This is a genomic window from Sphingomonas hengshuiensis (genome assembly GCF_000935025.1).
Taxonomy (GTDB): Bacteria; Pseudomonadota; Alphaproteobacteria; order Sphingomonadales; family Sphingomonadaceae; genus Sphingomonas; species Sphingomonas hengshuiensis.
In genome coordinates, this window is the sequence record NZ_CP010836.1 from 466,363 (window position 1) to 481,138 (window position 14,776).

15 protein-coding genes and 1 tRNA gene are annotated in these 14,776 nt (G+C 66.6%); 5 read left to right on the forward strand and 11 right to left on the reverse strand.

Going from position 1 to position 14,776, the window contains the following annotated elements:
* Positions 1–27: 27 nt before the first annotated feature.
* Genes TS85_RS02165 through yajC form a run of 4 tightly spaced genes read right to left on the reverse strand, consistent with a single transcriptional unit; the run spans position 28 to position 3,329 of the window.
* Positions 28–393: an Mth938-like domain-containing protein gene (locus TS85_RS02165; RefSeq protein WP_173426208.1), complete on the reverse strand. Its 366-nt coding sequence runs from the start codon at positions 391–393 to the stop codon at positions 28–30.
* Between the two features lie 20 nt (positions 394–413).
* Positions 414–1,379, reverse strand: a complete 966-nt coding sequence (gene secF, locus TS85_RS02170) for a protein translocase subunit SecF (protein ID WP_044330159.1) — start codon at positions 1,377–1,379, stop codon at positions 414–416.
* Positions 1,380–1,395: 16 nt separating this feature from the next.
* Positions 1,396–2,991, reverse strand: coding sequence for a protein translocase subunit SecD (gene secD / locus TS85_RS02175; protein ID WP_044330160.1), 1,596 nt, complete (start codon positions 2,989–2,991; stop codon positions 1,396–1,398).
* A complete protein-coding gene (gene yajC / locus TS85_RS02180) occupies positions 2,991–3,329 on the reverse strand; it encodes a preprotein translocase subunit YajC (RefSeq protein WP_044335702.1) in 339 nt (112 codons plus the stop codon). Before yajC ends, secD begins: the two co-directional genes overlap by 1 nt.
* A 140-nt stretch (positions 3,330–3,469) precedes the next feature.
* On the opposite strand from yajC, the gene TS85_RS02185 reads away from it, so the two are divergent.
* Positions 3,470–3,546, forward strand: a tRNA-Pro gene (locus TS85_RS02185).
* Positions 3,547–3,659: 113 nt separating this feature from the next.
* On the opposite strand, the gene TS85_RS25925 is transcribed toward TS85_RS02185, so the two are convergent.
* Entirely contained in the window at positions 3,660–4,076 is a 417-nt protein-coding gene (locus tag TS85_RS25925; protein WP_193790684.1) for a DUF7336 domain-containing protein, read from the reverse strand.
* A gap of 480 nt (positions 4,077–4,556) precedes the next feature.
* Here TS85_RS25925 and TS85_RS02200 point away from each other — a divergent pair, with 480 nt between their 5' ends.
* Positions 4,557–5,912, forward strand: a complete 1,356-nt coding sequence (locus tag TS85_RS02200; RefSeq protein ID WP_044330164.1) for a cation:proton antiporter — start codon at positions 4,557–4,559, stop codon at positions 5,910–5,912.
* 18 nt (positions 5,913–5,930) lie between these two features.
* On the opposite strand, the gene rhaT is transcribed toward TS85_RS02200, so the two are convergent.
* From rhaT to rhmD, 5 genes are all read right to left on the reverse strand, one after another.
* Complete coding sequence (gene rhaT / locus TS85_RS02205) at positions 5,931–7,001, reverse strand: L-rhamnose/proton symporter RhaT (protein WP_044330166.1); 1,071 nt, start codon at positions 6,999–7,001, stop codon at positions 5,931–5,933.
* Positions 7,002–7,015: 14 nt separating this feature from the next.
* Positions 7,016–7,942: an amidohydrolase family protein gene (locus TS85_RS02210; protein WP_044330167.1), complete on the reverse strand. Its 927-nt coding sequence runs from the start codon at positions 7,940–7,942 to the stop codon at positions 7,016–7,018.
* Between the two features lie 125 nt (positions 7,943–8,067).
* Positions 8,068–8,817 carry an SDR family NAD(P)-dependent oxidoreductase gene (locus TS85_RS02215; protein ID WP_044330168.1) on the reverse strand — a complete coding sequence of 250 codons (750 nt, stop codon included), beginning with the start codon at positions 8,815–8,817 and terminating at the stop codon, positions 8,068–8,070.
* Entirely contained in the window at positions 8,814–9,677 is an 864-nt protein-coding gene (locus TS85_RS02220; RefSeq protein ID WP_044330169.1) for a fumarylacetoacetate hydrolase family protein, read from the reverse strand. Before TS85_RS02220 ends, TS85_RS02215 begins: the two co-directional genes overlap by 4 nt.
* A gap of 14 nt (positions 9,678–9,691) precedes the next feature.
* Positions 9,692–10,924 carry an L-rhamnonate dehydratase gene (gene rhmD, locus TS85_RS02225; protein ID WP_044330170.1) on the reverse strand — a complete coding sequence of 411 codons (1,233 nt, stop codon included), beginning with the start codon at positions 10,922–10,924 and terminating at the stop codon, positions 9,692–9,694.
* A 102-nt stretch (positions 10,925–11,026) separates the two neighbouring features.
* Between rhmD and TS85_RS02230 the strand changes: the two genes are divergently transcribed.
* From TS85_RS02230 to lldD, 3 genes are read left to right on the forward strand one after another with little or no spacing between them, the layout of a single operon-like run.
* Positions 11,027–11,851 carry an IclR family transcriptional regulator gene (locus TS85_RS02230; RefSeq protein WP_044330171.1) on the forward strand — a complete coding sequence of 275 codons (825 nt, stop codon included), beginning with the start codon at positions 11,027–11,029 and terminating at the stop codon, positions 11,849–11,851.
* A 20-nt stretch (positions 11,852–11,871) separates the two neighbouring features.
* Entirely contained in the window at positions 11,872–12,636 is a 765-nt protein-coding gene (locus TS85_RS02235; RefSeq protein ID WP_044330172.1) for an SDR family NAD(P)-dependent oxidoreductase, read from the forward strand.
* Positions 12,636–13,799, forward strand: a complete 1,164-nt coding sequence (gene lldD, locus TS85_RS02240; RefSeq protein WP_044330173.1) for an FMN-dependent L-lactate dehydrogenase LldD — start codon at positions 12,636–12,638, stop codon at positions 13,797–13,799. The genes TS85_RS02235 and lldD overlap by 1 nt, the downstream gene beginning before the upstream one ends.
* Before the next feature lie 34 nt (positions 13,800–13,833).
* On the opposite strand, the gene TS85_RS02245 is transcribed toward lldD, so the two are convergent.
* A complete protein-coding gene (locus TS85_RS02245; protein WP_044330174.1) occupies positions 13,834–14,730 on the reverse strand; it encodes an MBL fold metallo-hydrolase in 897 nt (298 codons plus the stop codon).
* Between the last annotated feature and the right edge of the window lie 46 nt (positions 14,731–14,776).

A 14,776-nucleotide genomic window follows, 5' to 3' on the forward strand; every position in this document is an offset into this window, starting at 1 on the left:
TCCGGTAATGGCGCGTTAGGAAGGGGTTTACCCCAGCGGGTAGAGCGCGCCCGCGATCCAGCGCAGTTCGGCGCGCAGCACGCCCCAGGCGCGGGCGGCGGCGCGGCTGTCCATCGCCTCGATCCCGATCCCGCGCGCGCCCAGCGCCTTGACCAGCGCCAGCGGCGGGCGGACCAACGTCGCGCCGGTGCCCAGCAACAGGAATTCGGGTTTGGGGTCGAGCGCGAGCAGCGGCGCCAGATCGCCCTCGGCGAGGTCGGCGATCGGCGGCGGCGACCAGCCATCGGCGCGCTGCGGGGTGATCAACAGCCCCTCATACACGCCCTCATCGACGCGAAAGCCGCGCCCCGAAAAGCCCGAGATCAGCGGACCTTCGGCGCTGCGGCGTTCCATCTTCACCCGCGTTTACCGCGTCAGGGCAGGTCGCGCGGCGCAACGCGCTCGGCGTTGCTCGCATCGGCCTTGGCCTCGCGGAAACCGGGCTTGAGCCCCAGCGTGATCAGCAGCGACGACGAGACATAGACCGACGAATAGGTGCCGACCACGATGCCCAGCATCATCGCCGAGGCGAAGCCGCGCAGCACATGCCCGCCCCAGATCAGCAGCGACGCCAGCGCCAGCATGATCGTCAGCGAGGTCATCACGGTGCGCGGCAGCGTCTCGTTGACCGAAAGGTCGATCAGCTCGCGCATCCCCATCTTGCGGAATTTGCGCATGTTTTCGCGGATACGGTCGTCGATCACCATCTTGTCGTTGATCGAATAGCCGATGATCGTCAGCACCGCCGCGACGATGTTGAGGTCGAACACCAACTGAGTCAGCGCGAAGAAGCCGATCGTCATCAGCACGTCGTGGATGATCGCCACCGCCGTCGACACGCCGAACTGCCATTCATAGCGGAACCACGAGAAGATCGCGATGCCGATGATCGCGAGCAGCACCGCGAGGATGCCGTTCTGGACCAGCTCGCCCGAAACCTTGCCCGACACCGTCGAGTAATTGCTGAAGCTCGCGCCGGGGAATTTCGCCGCCAGCGCCGCCTTCACCTTCTCCACCATCGCATCGACCGCCGCCGGATCGCTCGATTCGGGCGGGGGCAGGCGGATGGTGATCGTGTTCGGCCCGCCGAGTTGCTGGAGCGCAGCCTCGCCCAGGCCCAGCCCGTTGACCAGCGCGCGCACTTCGTCGAGCGGCGGCGCGGTCGTGAACTTCTCCTCGATCGAGACGCCGCCGACAAAGTCGACGCCGAGATTGAGGCCGCGCACCACGGTCAGCACCAGCGCCGCCACGGTGAGCAGCGCGGTGATCGCAAAGGCGATGTGGCGGACGCGCACGAACCCGATGTTCGTGTTGTCCGGGATGATCTTGAGGAGCCGCATGGGGATCGCGCTTCCGTTAAATGTTGATCTCGGCGGGCCGGTTACGGCGCAGCCAGATCGTGACGAGCATGCGAGTGAAGACCACCGCGGTGAACACCGACGTCGCGATGCCGATCAGCAGCACGACCGCAAAGCCGCGGACCGGACCCGATCCGAGCGCGAGCATGATGAACCCGGCGATGGCGTGAGTCACGTTCGCTTCGAAAATCGTGCGGCTGGCCTCCTTATAGCCCAGCTCGACTGCCTGCATCACGCTGCGCCCGCGCCGCCGCTCTTCGCGGATACGCTCGTTGATCAGCACGTTGGCGTCGACCGCGGTGCCGATCGTCAGCACGAAGCCGGCGATGCCCGGCAGCGTCAGCGTGGCGTTGAGCAGGCCCATCACGCCCAGGATCACCAGCACGTTGATGACCACTGCGAAGGTCGCATAGAGGCCGAAGCGGCCATAGGTCAGGATCATGAAGGCGATGACCGCGACGACCGCGATGATCGACGCGGTGATGCCCGCGCGGATCGAATCGGCGCCCAGTTCGGGGCTGACGGTGCTTTCCTGCACGACCTTGAGCGCGATCGGCAGCTTGCCCGAACGCAGCGCGATCGCCAGTTCGTTCGCCGATTGCACCGTGAAACCGCCATTGATGACGGCGCTGCCGCCCAGGATCGGTTCGTTGATCCGGGGGGCGGAGATCACCTTGTTGTCGACGATGATCGCAAAGGGCTTGCCCGAATTTTCCTGCGTCACCTTGGCGAAGCGCTTCGATCCCGCGCCGTCGAGCTGGAGCGTGACGCCCGGCGCGCCGCTCTGCGGGTCATAGGTCTGGGTGGCGTTGACCAGCATCCCGCCGGTGATCATCACCTGGCGCTGGACCGCGATCATCCCGCCGCCATCGGCATAGGGCATCAGCACCGATCCGGCGGGGGCGATGCCCTGCGCGACCTGTTGCGGATCGGCGGTGGTATCGACCAGCCGGAATTCGAGCTGCGCGGTCTGGCCGAGCAGCTTCTTGAGCGCAGTCGGATCGTCGAGCCCGGGGACCTGCACCACGATGCGGTTGCCGCCTTCGCGCACGACGGTCGGCTCCAGCGTGCCCAGGCCGTTGATGCGCTTGTCCACGACTTCGCGCGCGTCGTTCATCGCGGTGTCGATCGACTGCTGGAGCCCTGCGTCCGTGGGGGTGAGCACGAAGCGGCTCGAATCGACGACCGCAACGTCCCATTCGCGCTGCCCGGTGGTGCCGACTCCGCTGCCGGTGATCGCAAGCAGCCGTTCGCGCACTGCATCGACCTTCGCCGAATCGCGGACCATGAAGGTCAGCTTGCCGCCCTGGACCGATACGTCGCCGATTTCGATGCGCGGATCGCGGCGCATTTCGGCGCGGACCTGCTCCTCCATCTGGTTGAGCTTGGCCTTGGCGACATCGGCGGTCTGCGCCTCGAGCAGCAGATAGCTGCCCCCGGCCAGATCGAGCCCCAGATTCACCGCAGGCCGCGGCATCCAGCTCGGCCAGGTCTCGCGCACCGATTTGGGAACGAAGCTCGGGATCGACAGCGACACCAGCAGCGCAAGGCCGATGGCGATCGACAGGATCTTCCAGCGCGGGAAATCGAGCATCAGTCGTTCGCGGGCTTGGCGCCGAGCGGGCGCACTTCGGCCAGAGTCGACTTGATCGCGCGGACGCGGACATTGGTGCCCAGCTCGATCTCGACTTCGCGCTCCTCGACGCGCGTAATCTTGCCGATCAGCCCGCCGGCGGTGACGACGGTGTCACCCTTCTTGACCGCGGCGACGGCGTCCTGGATCGCCTTCATCCGCTTTTGCTGCGGACGGATCATCAGGAAATAGAAGACGACGAAGATAAGAGCGAGTGGCGCCAGCGACACGATCGCACCGGCGGTGCTGCCCTGGCTCGCCGCGCCTGCGGCCTGTGCATATGCGGGTGTTGCGAACATGGTTTCCAAATGCCTGGATCAGGGGGCACGGAACGGCCCCGGAATAGGCCGGCGCGCTACCATCAGTTAACGGGCCACGCAACTATTGTCGCGGACGCTTGCATCTCGGCGCAGACCGGCATAGAGGCCCCAACCTCGGTCGGGGCGTAGCGCAGCCTGGTAGCGCATCACACTGGGGGTGTGGGGGTCGCAGGTTCGAATCCTGTCGCCCCGACCAATTTACAACCGCATTTCGATTGGTGATGGTGGGTCTGCTGGCAGTGTCAGCAGCACCCTTTTGCGCTGTCTAACCATTTAGCACCCCCGCTGGCGGGATGCTAAATGGCCAGTCTAAGCTCGAGAGACCGCCACGAGCCCGTCACCGTCTTCGCGCTGCTGAACTTCGCAATGTACGATTGTACCCGGCGGGTAGCGCCAGACCTCGTCGCTGGGCATCGGCCCGAGTATTTCGAACCGGCCATCTGCAAGCAACTGCGCCTGAACTGGACGCCATACGTCCGTTCCCTCGTCTTCCATTGGGATCAGTACGCCGATCAATCTGACGAAGCCTTCTTCCCAATGGTCTTGGTCCAATCGCATCTTATCAATTTCGAAGCCCGCCGGGTAATCGGAAAAACCGGGCAACGTTGAAAGCCGACTGATTGCTTGCTCCGCGAGAGTCGCACTGCGGTAAACGCCAATCAGTTTGGCATCTTCTCGATACTCATCGTCTTCTCGGGCATGGTACAGAAGGTAAACGTGTTCCATGAAGCCAATCTATCGTTGAGCGCCATTTACAGCAACGTCCCACGCCGTGAGCTGTCGTTGGTTGGCAGCGTCAGCACGAAAGGAGCGCCGCCAATCCCGCTGCTGCGAATGTTGGATTAACCAGGGAGCATCCAGCACCGAATCCTCCCCCTGGCGGGGGAGGATTAGGATATAACTCATAACATATTGTTAATAATAGATAAAAATAGGCCCTCCGCTTGATTCGGACACCTCGCGCGCGCGCCGCCGGTTCGCCCCCAGCGACCACATACCTGAACCCGCATCGTAGAATTCATCACCCTGTGTAGGCAATGTTCGCCACGTTTGGGGCAGGTTCTGGACATGGCCCCCGACAATCCAAGCTGTCGCTTCCCGGCGGGCAAGTATCGGAGAACGACCGATCCCCAATCCACCGCCCTTTCCCTTGTTAGCGGTCCCATGCCGGTGCTAGGCCGTTGAACACGGGCTTGGGGGAAAACGATGCGCGACTTGTGGGCGGACACGCTACGTGCGTTGGGCGACGTACTCGGCCCGCACGGCCCCGCGGTGAATGCCGCGCAGAGCTTCGCGCCCGGCGACTATAGCATCCATTTCTTCCTCCAGCTCGCGATCATCCTGCTCGCCTGCCGAGTCGTCGGGTGGCTGGGGCAGAAGCTGCTCGGCCAGCCGCAGGTGGTGGGGGAGATGATCGCGGGGGTCGTGCTCGGCCCCTCGCTGCTCGGCCTCGCCTTCCCCGATCTTCAGGCGGCGATTTTCCCCAAGGAGACGCGCAGCGTGCTCTATGCCGGCGCGCAGCTCGGCGTGGGCATGTACATGTTCCTGGTCGGCACCACGCTCCAGCTCGACCATTTCCGCAGCAAGGGGCGCAGCGCCTTCGCCGTCTCGATGGCGGGCATCCTCGCGCCCTTCCTCGTCGCCGCGGCGATCACCCCCGCCTTGCTGCGGGTGCCGGGCCTGTTCGCCCCCGGCCTCTCGCAATCGAGCGCGACGTTGTTCCTGGGCGCCTGCATCGCGCTCACCGCCTTCCCGATGCTCGCCCGGATCATCAACGAGCGGGGCCTCGCCGGTACCGGGCTCGGCACGCTCTCGCTGACCGCAGGGGCGTTCGACGATGCCTGTTCGTGGTGCGTGCTGGCGGTGGTGCTGGCGACCTTTGGCGGGGGGCCGGGGATCGCGGTGCTCGCGATCGGCGGGGGCGTGCTGTATGCCGGGTTCCTGCTGGTCTTCGGGCGCCGCCTGCTCGCGCCGCTGGGGCGGCTGGTCGAGGCGCGGGGCGAGATGTCGAGCGGGGTGCTCGCAGTCACGATCATGCTGTTCTGCCTCTCCGCCTTCCTGATGGACGCGATCGGCATCCATGCGGTGTTCGGCGGCTTCCTGCTCGGCGCCGTGATGCCGCGCGGGCTGTTCGCGCAGGAGCTGAAGCGCAAGGTCGAGCCGTTGGCGGTGGTGCTGCTGCTGCCGATGTTCTTCACTTATTCGGGGCTCAATACCCGGCTCGACATGGTCAATTCGGTGCCGCTGCTGCTGATCGCGCTCGGCATTCTCGTCGCGTCGATCCTCGCCAAGTTCGGCGCGTGCTGGGCGGCGGCGCGGCTGTCGGGGGCGGACAATCGCACTGCGCTGGGGATCGGCGCGCTGATGAACGCGCGCGGGCTGATGGAGCTGATCATCATCAATATCGGGCTGCAAAAGGGCGTGATCGGCCCGACGCTATTCTCGATCATGGTGCTGATGGCGATCGTCACCACGGTGATGGCGACCCCGCTGTTCGAGGTGGTCTATGGCCGCAAGGCCCGCGCCAGCGGCGAATTGCGCGCGGTGCCGGGCGCGGCCTGAGCGCCGCTTACGCGCCCCTCACGCTGCCCCCAGCATGTTGCCATAGCCGATGATCACCGTGGCGAGGATCAGCAGCGCGACCCCGCCCCACACCATCGCCTTCACGCCGCCGGCGGCGCGGCGCCATTCGCGAAAGGCAAAGCCCCAGAGCGTGCCGAAGATGATGATCGACGCCATGTGCAGCGTCCAGGACGAGAAGCCGAACTGGCCCATCTGGCTCTCGCCCATCGTGTAGAAGAAGAACTGGAAATACCAGGCGGCACCCGCGACCGCGCAGAGCAGGAAATTGGCCAGCAGCGGGGTGCCGCCGGTCCCGCCCTCCGCGCCGCGGCCCAGCCACTGGCCCGCGCTGCGGTTCCTCGCGATCAGCCATGCGCACCACCCGGCATTGGTCAGCAGCCCGCCGAACATGACGAGGCACAGCACGGGCAGCCCGGTCCATAGCGGCCCGGTGCCCGCCGCCGCCGACAGCGCCTTGATCGGCTCGCCCGCCGCCAGCCCGAAGGCGAAGCACGAGGACATGATGCCCGAGAAGACCGCGACGGCGATGCCCTTTTTGAAGTCGAACTCGGCGATCGCCTCGGCCTTTTCGGCGGAGGAGAGCGCGCGATCCTTGCGCGCGCCCGCCATCGCGACGACGACGATGCCCAGCAGCGTGACGAACAGCCCCAGGAAGATGATGTTGCCGCTGGTCGTGTCGAGCAGCTTCGCGCCGAAATCGCCCTGGAAGATCGGCGGGATCAGCGTCCCGAACACGGTACACAGCCCCAGCACCACCGCCATGCCGAGCGACAGCCCCAGATAGCGCATGGTGAGCCCATAGGTCAGCCCGCCAAACCCCCACAGCATCCCGAAGATCACCGGCCACACCAAAGTCGGCGTCGAGGCGCGGCCCAGCACGCCGAGCAGGTCGCGCGTCTGGATGCTCGCGAAGAACCACGGCGCGATCAGCCACGACACGATGCCGCCGGTCAGCCAGTAAATCTCCCAGTTCCAGCGCTTCACGCCCTTGTACGGCACATAGAAGCTGGCCGAGGCGAGCCCGCCGAGCCAGTGGAAGACGACACCGAGGAGCGGGTTGGGAGTCATTGCGGTGTGGTTCCTTAAACCGGCAGGCCGAGGCGGTAGATGCGGTTGGCGTTGCGGGCGAACAGCGCGCGGCGCTCGTCCTCGCTGAAATCGGCGATCGCGTCGGCAAGGAAGTCCAGCGTCGTATCGAAATCGCCGAACAGCCGGTCGGTGGGGAAATTGCCCGCGAGCATCGCGCGGTCGGTGCCGAACAGGTCGATCGTCGCCAGCACGCGGTCGCGGATCGCGGCTGCGTCGAGCGGGTGGAAGGCGAAGCCCATCCCCGACAGCTTGACCGAAACATTGGGCAGCGCGGCGAGCGCGGCCATGCCGTCGCGCCATTCGGCGACGCCCGCCGCGCCGGGATCGACCCCCATGCCGCCATGGTTGACGATCACCGGCGTCTCGGGATGCCGCGCGATCAGCCGGGCGAGGCCGGGGAACTGGCCGGGATAGGCCTGGAGGTCGAATGACAATCCGTGCCGCCCCAGCGCCGCAAAGCCGCGCGCCCAGGCCGCGTCGCCGGTCACGTCGCGCGCGCTATAGGTGCGCCGGGGGTCGGCATGCCAGTTGACGATATGGCGGATGCCGCGGACGCAGCGCCGCCGCGCATGCTGCGCGAGCAGCGTCTCGACCTCGGGATCGTCGAGTGCGGCGAAGGCGATGATCGCGTTGGGCATCCCCTCGGCATCGGCGATGCCCTGGAGCCAGTCGGTCTCGTCCAGCGCGTGCGCGGGGTCGGCGCCGGCATCGACATGGACGATGCCGACGACGTTCCACGGCGCCGATTCGGCGCGATAGTCGGCAAGGCCATAATCATGCGCGATCGGCTCGACGCTGCCATTGGGCCCGTCGGACGCAAAGGGCGGGGTCAGCCACGGATAGCGCAGCCGCCCCAGTTCCCAGAGATGCACATGCGCGTCGATGAACGGCAGGTCGCTCAACACGATATCCTCTTCCATGGCCCCGTTCGGGATTTCCGCACGGGAGATGCCCGAGCCTTATTTCTCGCCGTCTATTTCTCACCGTGGGTAAACCGCTCCGATGGCCCCGGCTGTTGCCGGTGGCGGGTGCGACCCCGAGGGGTTTAGTAGGTCGTCCGCCCCCCCGACGTGTCGAAGGTCGACGCCGTGGTGAAGCTGCATTCCTCGGACACCATGAAGCAGATCATCGCCGCGCTTTCATGGACTTCGCCCAGCCGCCCCATCGGGATCTTCGATCGCATATAGTCGACCTGGCTCGGCGGGAGCTGTTCGAGGATCGGGCTTTCGAACGTCGCCGGGGTCAGCGCGTTGGCGATCACGCCCTTGCCCGCCAGTTCCTTGCCCAGCGACTTGGTGAAGCCGATCACGCCCGCCTTCGACGCCGAATAGGCCGAGGCATTGGGATTGCCTTCCTTGCCCGCCACCGACGCGACGTTGACGATCCGGCCATAGCCGTTCGCCAGCAGATGCGGGACGATGGCGCGGTTGCAATAGAACAGCCCGTTGAGGTTGATGTCGATCACCCGCTGCCAGCTGTCGATCGGGAATTCGTGGACCGGCACCGTCGCGCCGGTGATCCCGGCGGAGCAGACGAGGATGTCGACCTTGCCCAGCGCCGCGACGCTCGCCTCGGCGGCGGCGGCGACGGCGTGCGGGTCCGACACGTCGAGCGCCTCGACATGCGCCGCGCCGATCTCGGCGGCGGCGGTGGCGAGGCGTTCGGCGCTGATGTCCCACAGCGCGACGGTGCCGCCCTCGGCGACGATGCGCGCGGCCACCTGTTGCCCCAGCCCCGATGCACCGCCGGTCACGATCGCGTTGCGCCGGGCGAACCGTCCTGCGAACACGCTCATTCGGCGCCGTCCAGGCTGAAGGCGACCACGGTCTGGCGCTGTTCGCCCAGCCCGGTGACGCCCAAATGCATCTGGTCGCCGGGCTTCAGGAAGATCTTGTCGGGCTTCTGCCCCTCACCGACGCCCGGCGGGGTGCCGGTGATCAGCAGGTCGCCGGGATGCAGCGTGAGGAAACGGCTCATATAGGCGATGCATTCGGCGACCGGGAAGATCATCGTCGCGGTATTGCCGGTCTGCATCCGCTTGCCGTTGAGGTCGAGGAACATGTCCAGCGCCTGGCAATCGGGCACGTCGTCGCTGGTCACCAGCCACGGGCCGGTCGGGCCGAACGTGTCGCATCCCTTGCCCTTGTCCCACTGGCTGCCCAGTTCCTTCTGGAACGCGCGCTCGGACACGTCGTTGACGAGGACATAGCCCGCGACATGGTCGAGCGCGTCTTCCTGCGAGACATAGCGGCACGTCTTGCCGATCACGATGCCCAGCTCGACTTCCCAGTCGGTCTTCTCGGCGCCCTGCGGGATCATCACCGGATCGTTCGGGCCGGTCAGGCACGAGATCGCCTTGGTGAAGAAAATCGGCTCGGCGGGGGGCTCGAGCCCCGCTTCCTTGGCGTGATCGGCATAGTTGAGCCCGATCGCGAGGAACTTGCCGATCCCCGCGACCGGCACGCCATAGCGGAAATCGCCCTCGACCAGCGGCAGCGTCGCCGGGTCGATGGCCTTGAGCCGCGCCAGCCCCTCGGGGGTGACTTCGGCGGGGGTGATGTCGCTGACGACGCCCGACAGGTCGCGCAGCGCGCCATCGGCGTCGATCATCCCGGGCTTTTCGGCGCCGCGGGGACCAAAACGGCAGAGTTTCATGGGGGAGGCTTTCCTCAGTGGGTATAGGGGCGGTGAAGGGCGATGTCGCGGTTCAGCTCGACGCCGAAGCCGGGCTTGTCGAGCGCGGAGGTGCGCATCCGGCCGTTCTGCGGCACGGGCTCGCCCAGCAATTGCGGCGCGAACATCGGCACGACTTCGGTCGGCCCGGGATGCATCATCAGGAATTCGGCGAACGGCGAATTGTGGCGCGTCACCACGAAATGATAGCTGTACACCGACGAGCCATGCGGCACGACCAGCTTGCCCGCGGCATCGGCCAGCGCCGAGATCTTGAGCAATTCGGTCACCCCGCCGCACCAGCCGACATCGGGCTGGATGATGTCGCAGCAATCCATTTCGAGCAGCATGCGAAAGCCCCAGCGCGTCGCCTCATGCTCGCCGGTGGTGACCAGCATCCCCTTGGGCACGTTGCGCTTCAGCTCGGCATAGCCCCAATAATCGTCGGGGCTGATCGCCTCCTCGATCCACTTCAGGCCGCATTCGTTCCAGGCGCGCGTGGCGAGCTTGGTCGCATAGTTGACGTCGAGCGCCATCCAGCAATCATACATCAGCCAGAAATCGTCGCCGCATTTGGCGCGCATGTCGGCGAGCAGCGCGATATTCTTGTGCATCCCCTCCTCGCCCTCGGCGGGGCCGTGGTGGAGCGGCAACTTGCCGCCGATAAAGCCCAGTTCCTTGGCCACGTCGGGCCGCGCGCCGGTGGCGTAGAATTGCAACTCGTCGCGCACCGCGCCGCCCAGCAACTGATAGACCGGCTCGTCGCGCAGCTTGCCGAGCAAATCCCACAGCGCGAGGTCGACGCCCGAGATCGCGTTCACGACCAGCCCCTTGCGGCCATAATATTGGGTCGAGAAGAACATCTGGTCCCAGATCTTCTCATAGTCGGTCGGGCTGCGACCCTCGAGGAAGCGGGCAAGGTGCTTCTCGACGATGTAGCAGGCGGGCTCGCCCCCGGTCGTCACGGCAAAGCCGATCGTCCCGTCCTCGGCCTCGATCTCGACCACCAGCGTGCCCAGCACGTTGATCCCGAAGCTTTGCCGCGACTGCCGGTATTCGGGGTATTTCGCCATCGGCGTGGCGATATGGTCGTCGATCCAATGGCCTTCGCCCTGGTCGTGATAATCGGCGCCGCCCCCGCGCACGGTGAAGGCACGGACATGCTTGATACGCGATAAGGTCACGATGCGGCTCCGCTGCGGAAAAGGATATTCGGGCAGTTCCAACATGTGGTACGCCGTGTCGCGCGGGTCCGCGCTGGGGTCTGGGCGATCAGCATCCTCTGGCTTGCCTTCGTTCTAGTTCCATATTATGGGAAAGAATGTTATTAGATGAGAAACGCCACGTCAAATGCTGATTACGCGGAAGCTCCGGCGGACGTCGTCACAAAGTCCCCGGCGGGCAGCCAGACGCTGTTGCGGGGGCTCGATGTGATCGAGGCCGTCGTCGACGGACCGATTCCGCTGGCCCAGCTCGCCGAGCGGCTGGGGCTGACGCGCTCGACCACGCATCGGCTGGCGACCGCGCTGATCGACCGGCAGTATCTGACCTTCACGCCGCGCACCGGCTATCATTTCGGGCCGAAGCTGCTCGAACTCGGCTTCCGCGCGCAGCAGCAGACCGACGTCGTCCAGGTCGCCCGCGCGCATCTGGAGGCGCTCGCCGCCGCGACCGAGGATACCGTGCATCTCGGCGTGCGCGACGGCGATCGCGCGCTCTATCTCGACAAGATTCCGGGCCGCCGCCGCGTCGAGATCAGCAGCCGGGTCGGCGATCGCCACCCGCTGACCTCGACCGGGCTGGGCAAGGCGCTGCTGCTCGACGAGCCGCCCGCGCGCTGGGGCGCGCTGTTCGACGCGGACCATGAAGCGGGCGCCCAGCGCGTCGACTTCGCGCGCTGGGAGGATCGGATGCGCGGCTATGTCGAACAGGGCCGCAGCTACGACCTTGAGGAGAATGAGGACCTGATCCGCTGTGTCGCGGCACCGATTCGCGGCGCGGACGGGCGGATCGTCGCGGCGATCAGCGTGTCGAGCGCGGCGCAATATATGGCGGACGAACGCATGGCGGCGCTGTCCGCCGAGGTGCGCGGCACCGCGGACGCGGTCAGCCACGATCTGGGCTGGTCGGGCCGCGCGGGCCCGCCGGGAAAATAGGCTGGAGGAGAGCAAGGCCCGTGCAGTTGTTGGAAGGTAAGACCGTGCTGATCACCGGCGCGTCGGCAGGGATCGGCCGCGCCGCGGCGATCGGTGCCGCGCGCCATGGCGCCGACGTGGCGATCAACTATCTGCGCGAGGACGCGGCCGCCGCGTCGTGCGTCGCGGAGATCGAGGCGCTGGGCCGCCGCGCGATCGCGGTGAAGGGCGACGTCTCCGATCCCGCCACCGCCGCCGATTTCGTCGCGCGCGCAGTCGATGCGCTGGGCCGCGTCGACGTGTTCGTCAACAACGCCGGAATCTGCCCGTTCCACGCCTTTCTCGACATGCCGGTCGAGACGTTCGAGCGGACGATGCGCGTCAACCTGCACGGCGCCTATTACATGGTCCAGGCCGCCGCCAACCAGATGGTGCGCCAGGGGCAGGGCGGGGCGATCGTCGCGGTCTCGTCGATCTCGGCGCTCGTTGGCGGCGAGTTTCAGACCCACTACACACCGACCAAGGCGGGGGTGCATTCGCTGATGCAGTCGGCGGCGATCGCGCTGGGCAAGCACGGCATCCGCTGCAATTCGGTGCTGCCTGGCACGATCCTGACCGAAATCAACAGGGACGATCTGGCCGATCCCGCGAAGCGCGAGCGCATGGCCGCGCGCATCCCGCTGGGCCGGCTGGGCGAGCCCGACGATCTGGCGGGGCCGATCGTCTTCCTCGCCTCCGATCTTGCCAGATACGTCACCGGCGCGGCGCTGCTCGTCGACGGCGGCGCTTTCGTGAACCTGCAATAATGGGCGTGATCGCATCGACGCTCGATTTTCGCGAGCATGCCCGCCGGCGCCTGCCGCCCTTCCTGTTCGAATATATCGACGGCGGCTCCTATGCCGAGACGACGCTGCGGCGGAACACCGCCGATCTGGAGGGCATCGCGCTGCGCCAGCGGGTGCTGCGCGATGTCGGCACGCTCGATCTTTCGACCGAACTGTTCGGGCATCGCATGGCGTTGCCCGTCGCGCTCGCGCCGATCGGGCTGGCGGGGATGACCGCGCGGCGCGGCGAGGTTCAGGCGGCACGCGCGGCGGAGGCGGCGGGGGTCCCGTTCTGCCTGTCCACCGTGTCGGCCTGCCCGATCGACGAAGTCCGCAGGGGCACCACTGCGCCGTTCTGGTTCCAGCTCTATATGATCCGCGACCGCGGCTTCATGCAGGAGCTGCTCGCGCAGGCAAAGGCGGCGCAGTGTTCGGCGCTGGTGTTCACCGTCGACATGCCGGTGCCCGGATCGCGCTACCGCGACTATCGCTCGGGGCTTGCGGGGGCGTCGGGCTGGACCGGCTCGCTGCGCCGGACGTGGCAGGCGATCCAGCATCCCGGCTGGGCCTGGGACGTCGGGCTGCATGGTCGCCCGCACCAGCTCGGCAATGTCGCGCCGGTGCTCGGCAAGGGCTCGGGGCTCGAGGATTTCCTCGGCTGGATGCGCAACAATTTCGATCCGACCGTCACCTGGCGCGACCTCGACTTCATCCGCGCGCATTGGGACGGCCCGATGCTCATCAAGGGGATTTTGGACCCCGAGGACGCGCGCGAAGCCGCCGCACTGGGCGCCGACGGCATCGTCGTGTCCAACCATGGCGGGCGCCAGCTCGACGGCGTACCCTCGACCGCAACCGCGCTTCCCCCGATCGTCGAGGCGTGCGGCGACCGGCTGACCGTGCTGGTCGATGGCGGGGTGCGCACCGGGCTCGACGTGGTGCGGATGCTCGCGCTGGGCGCCAAGGGCGTGCTGCTGGGCCGCGCCTGGGCGTTCGCGCTGGCGGCAGGCGGGCAGGCGGGCGTCGCGCGGATGCTGGAACTGATCGCCGCCGAGATGCGCGTCGCAATGGCGCTCACCGGCACCACGACGATCGCGCAGATCAGCCGCGACATCCTGGTCGAGCGGACCGCGCCGCCGCGCTGAATACAGCGTGGCGGTGGCCGCCCGGCAAAGCGAGTCACGCGTCAAGCCGCCCAGACGGCGCTTCCTGCGACTTCCACTTGACCGGGATGCGCAGATAGGTGACGCCATTGGCTTCCGCCTCGTCAAAATGACCGGCGCGAATATTGACCTGGATCGATGGCAGCAGCAGCTTGGGCACCGATAGCCCGGCGTCGCGCTGCTCGCGCATCGCGACGAACTCGTCCTCGCGCACGCCGTCATGGACATGCACGCTTGCGCGACGTTGCTCGCCAACCGTCGTCTCCCAGCGATATTCGTCTCGTCCCGGTGCCTTATAATCGTGGCACAGGAACAGGCGTGTCTCGTCGGGCAGCGACAACAGGCGGCGAATCGACCGGTAGAGCGTCCGGGCATCGCCGCCGGGGAAGTCGGCGCGCGCGGTGCCATAATCGGGCATGAACAGCGTATCCCCGACAAAGGCCGCATCGCCGATCCGGTAGGCGATGTCCGCCGGCGTGTGGCCGGGAACGTGCATCACCTCCACTTCCAGCGCGCCGATGGGAAAACGGTCGCCGTCCTCGAACAGGCGATCAAAGTCCGAGCCATCGGTTTTCAGGTCGTCCATGGCAAAGACGGGGCGGAAGATCTTCTGCACGGCGCGGATATGCGCGCCGATCCCGATCCATGCGCCGGTGCGGGCCTTGATGAAGGGCGCCGCCGACAGGTGATCGGCATGGGCGTGCGTCTCCAGCACCATCGCTATGTCCCAATGCTGCTCCCGAGCGAACAGGACGATTCGCTCGGCGGATCGGATGTCGGCAACGCCGCTCGCCAGGTCGAAGTCCAGGACCGGGTCGATCACCGCCGCGGTGCGCGTGGCGGGGTCCCCGATGAGGTAGCTTATCGTGTTGGTCGGCTCGTCGAAAAACGCCTGGATAAAGGGTCGTGTCATGGTCGTGCTCCATTTCGCTATTGCCTATATATTAGCACATGCTATA

Coding starts and splice junctions, on each gene's coding strand:
- TS85_RS02165 (WP_173426208.1), bottom strand. CDS start 393: ATGGAACGCCGCAGCGCCGAAGGTCCGCTGATCTCGGGCTTTTCGGGG.
- secF (WP_044330159.1), bottom strand. CDS start 1,379: ATGCGGCTCCTCAAGATCATCCCGGACAACACGAACATCGGGTTCGTG.
- secD (WP_044330160.1), bottom strand. CDS start 2,991: ATGCTCGATTTCCCGCGCTGGAAGATCCTGTCGATCGCCATCGGCCTT.
- yajC (WP_044335702.1), bottom strand. CDS start 3,329: ATGTTCGCAACACCCGCATATGCACAGGCCGCAGGCGCGGCGAGCCAG.
- TS85_RS25925 (WP_193790684.1), bottom strand. CDS start 4,076: ATGGAACACGTTTACCTTCTGTACCATGCCCGAGAAGACGATGAGTAT.
- TS85_RS02200 (WP_044330164.1), top strand. CDS start 4,557: ATGCGCGACTTGTGGGCGGACACGCTACGTGCGTTGGGCGACGTACTC.
- rhaT (WP_044330166.1), bottom strand. CDS start 7,001: ATGACTCCCAACCCGCTCCTCGGTGTCGTCTTCCACTGGCTCGGCGGG.
- TS85_RS02210 (WP_044330167.1), bottom strand. CDS start 7,942: ATGGAAGAGGATATCGTGTTGAGCGACCTGCCGTTCATCGACGCGCAT.
- TS85_RS02215 (WP_044330168.1), bottom strand. CDS start 8,817: ATGAGCGTGTTCGCAGGACGGTTCGCCCGGCGCAACGCGATCGTGACC.
- TS85_RS02220 (WP_044330169.1), bottom strand. CDS start 9,677: ATGAAACTCTGCCGTTTTGGTCCCCGCGGCGCCGAAAAGCCCGGGATG.
- rhmD (WP_044330170.1), bottom strand. CDS start 10,924: ATGTTGGAACTGCCCGAATATCCTTTTCCGCAGCGGAGCCGCATCGTG.
- TS85_RS02230 (WP_044330171.1), top strand. CDS start 11,027: ATGAGAAACGCCACGTCAAATGCTGATTACGCGGAAGCTCCGGCGGAC.
- lldD (WP_044330173.1), top strand. CDS start 12,636: ATGGGCGTGATCGCATCGACGCTCGATTTTCGCGAGCATGCCCGCCGG.
- TS85_RS02245 (WP_044330174.1), bottom strand. CDS start 14,730: ATGACACGACCCTTTATCCAGGCGTTTTTCGACGAGCCGACCAACACG.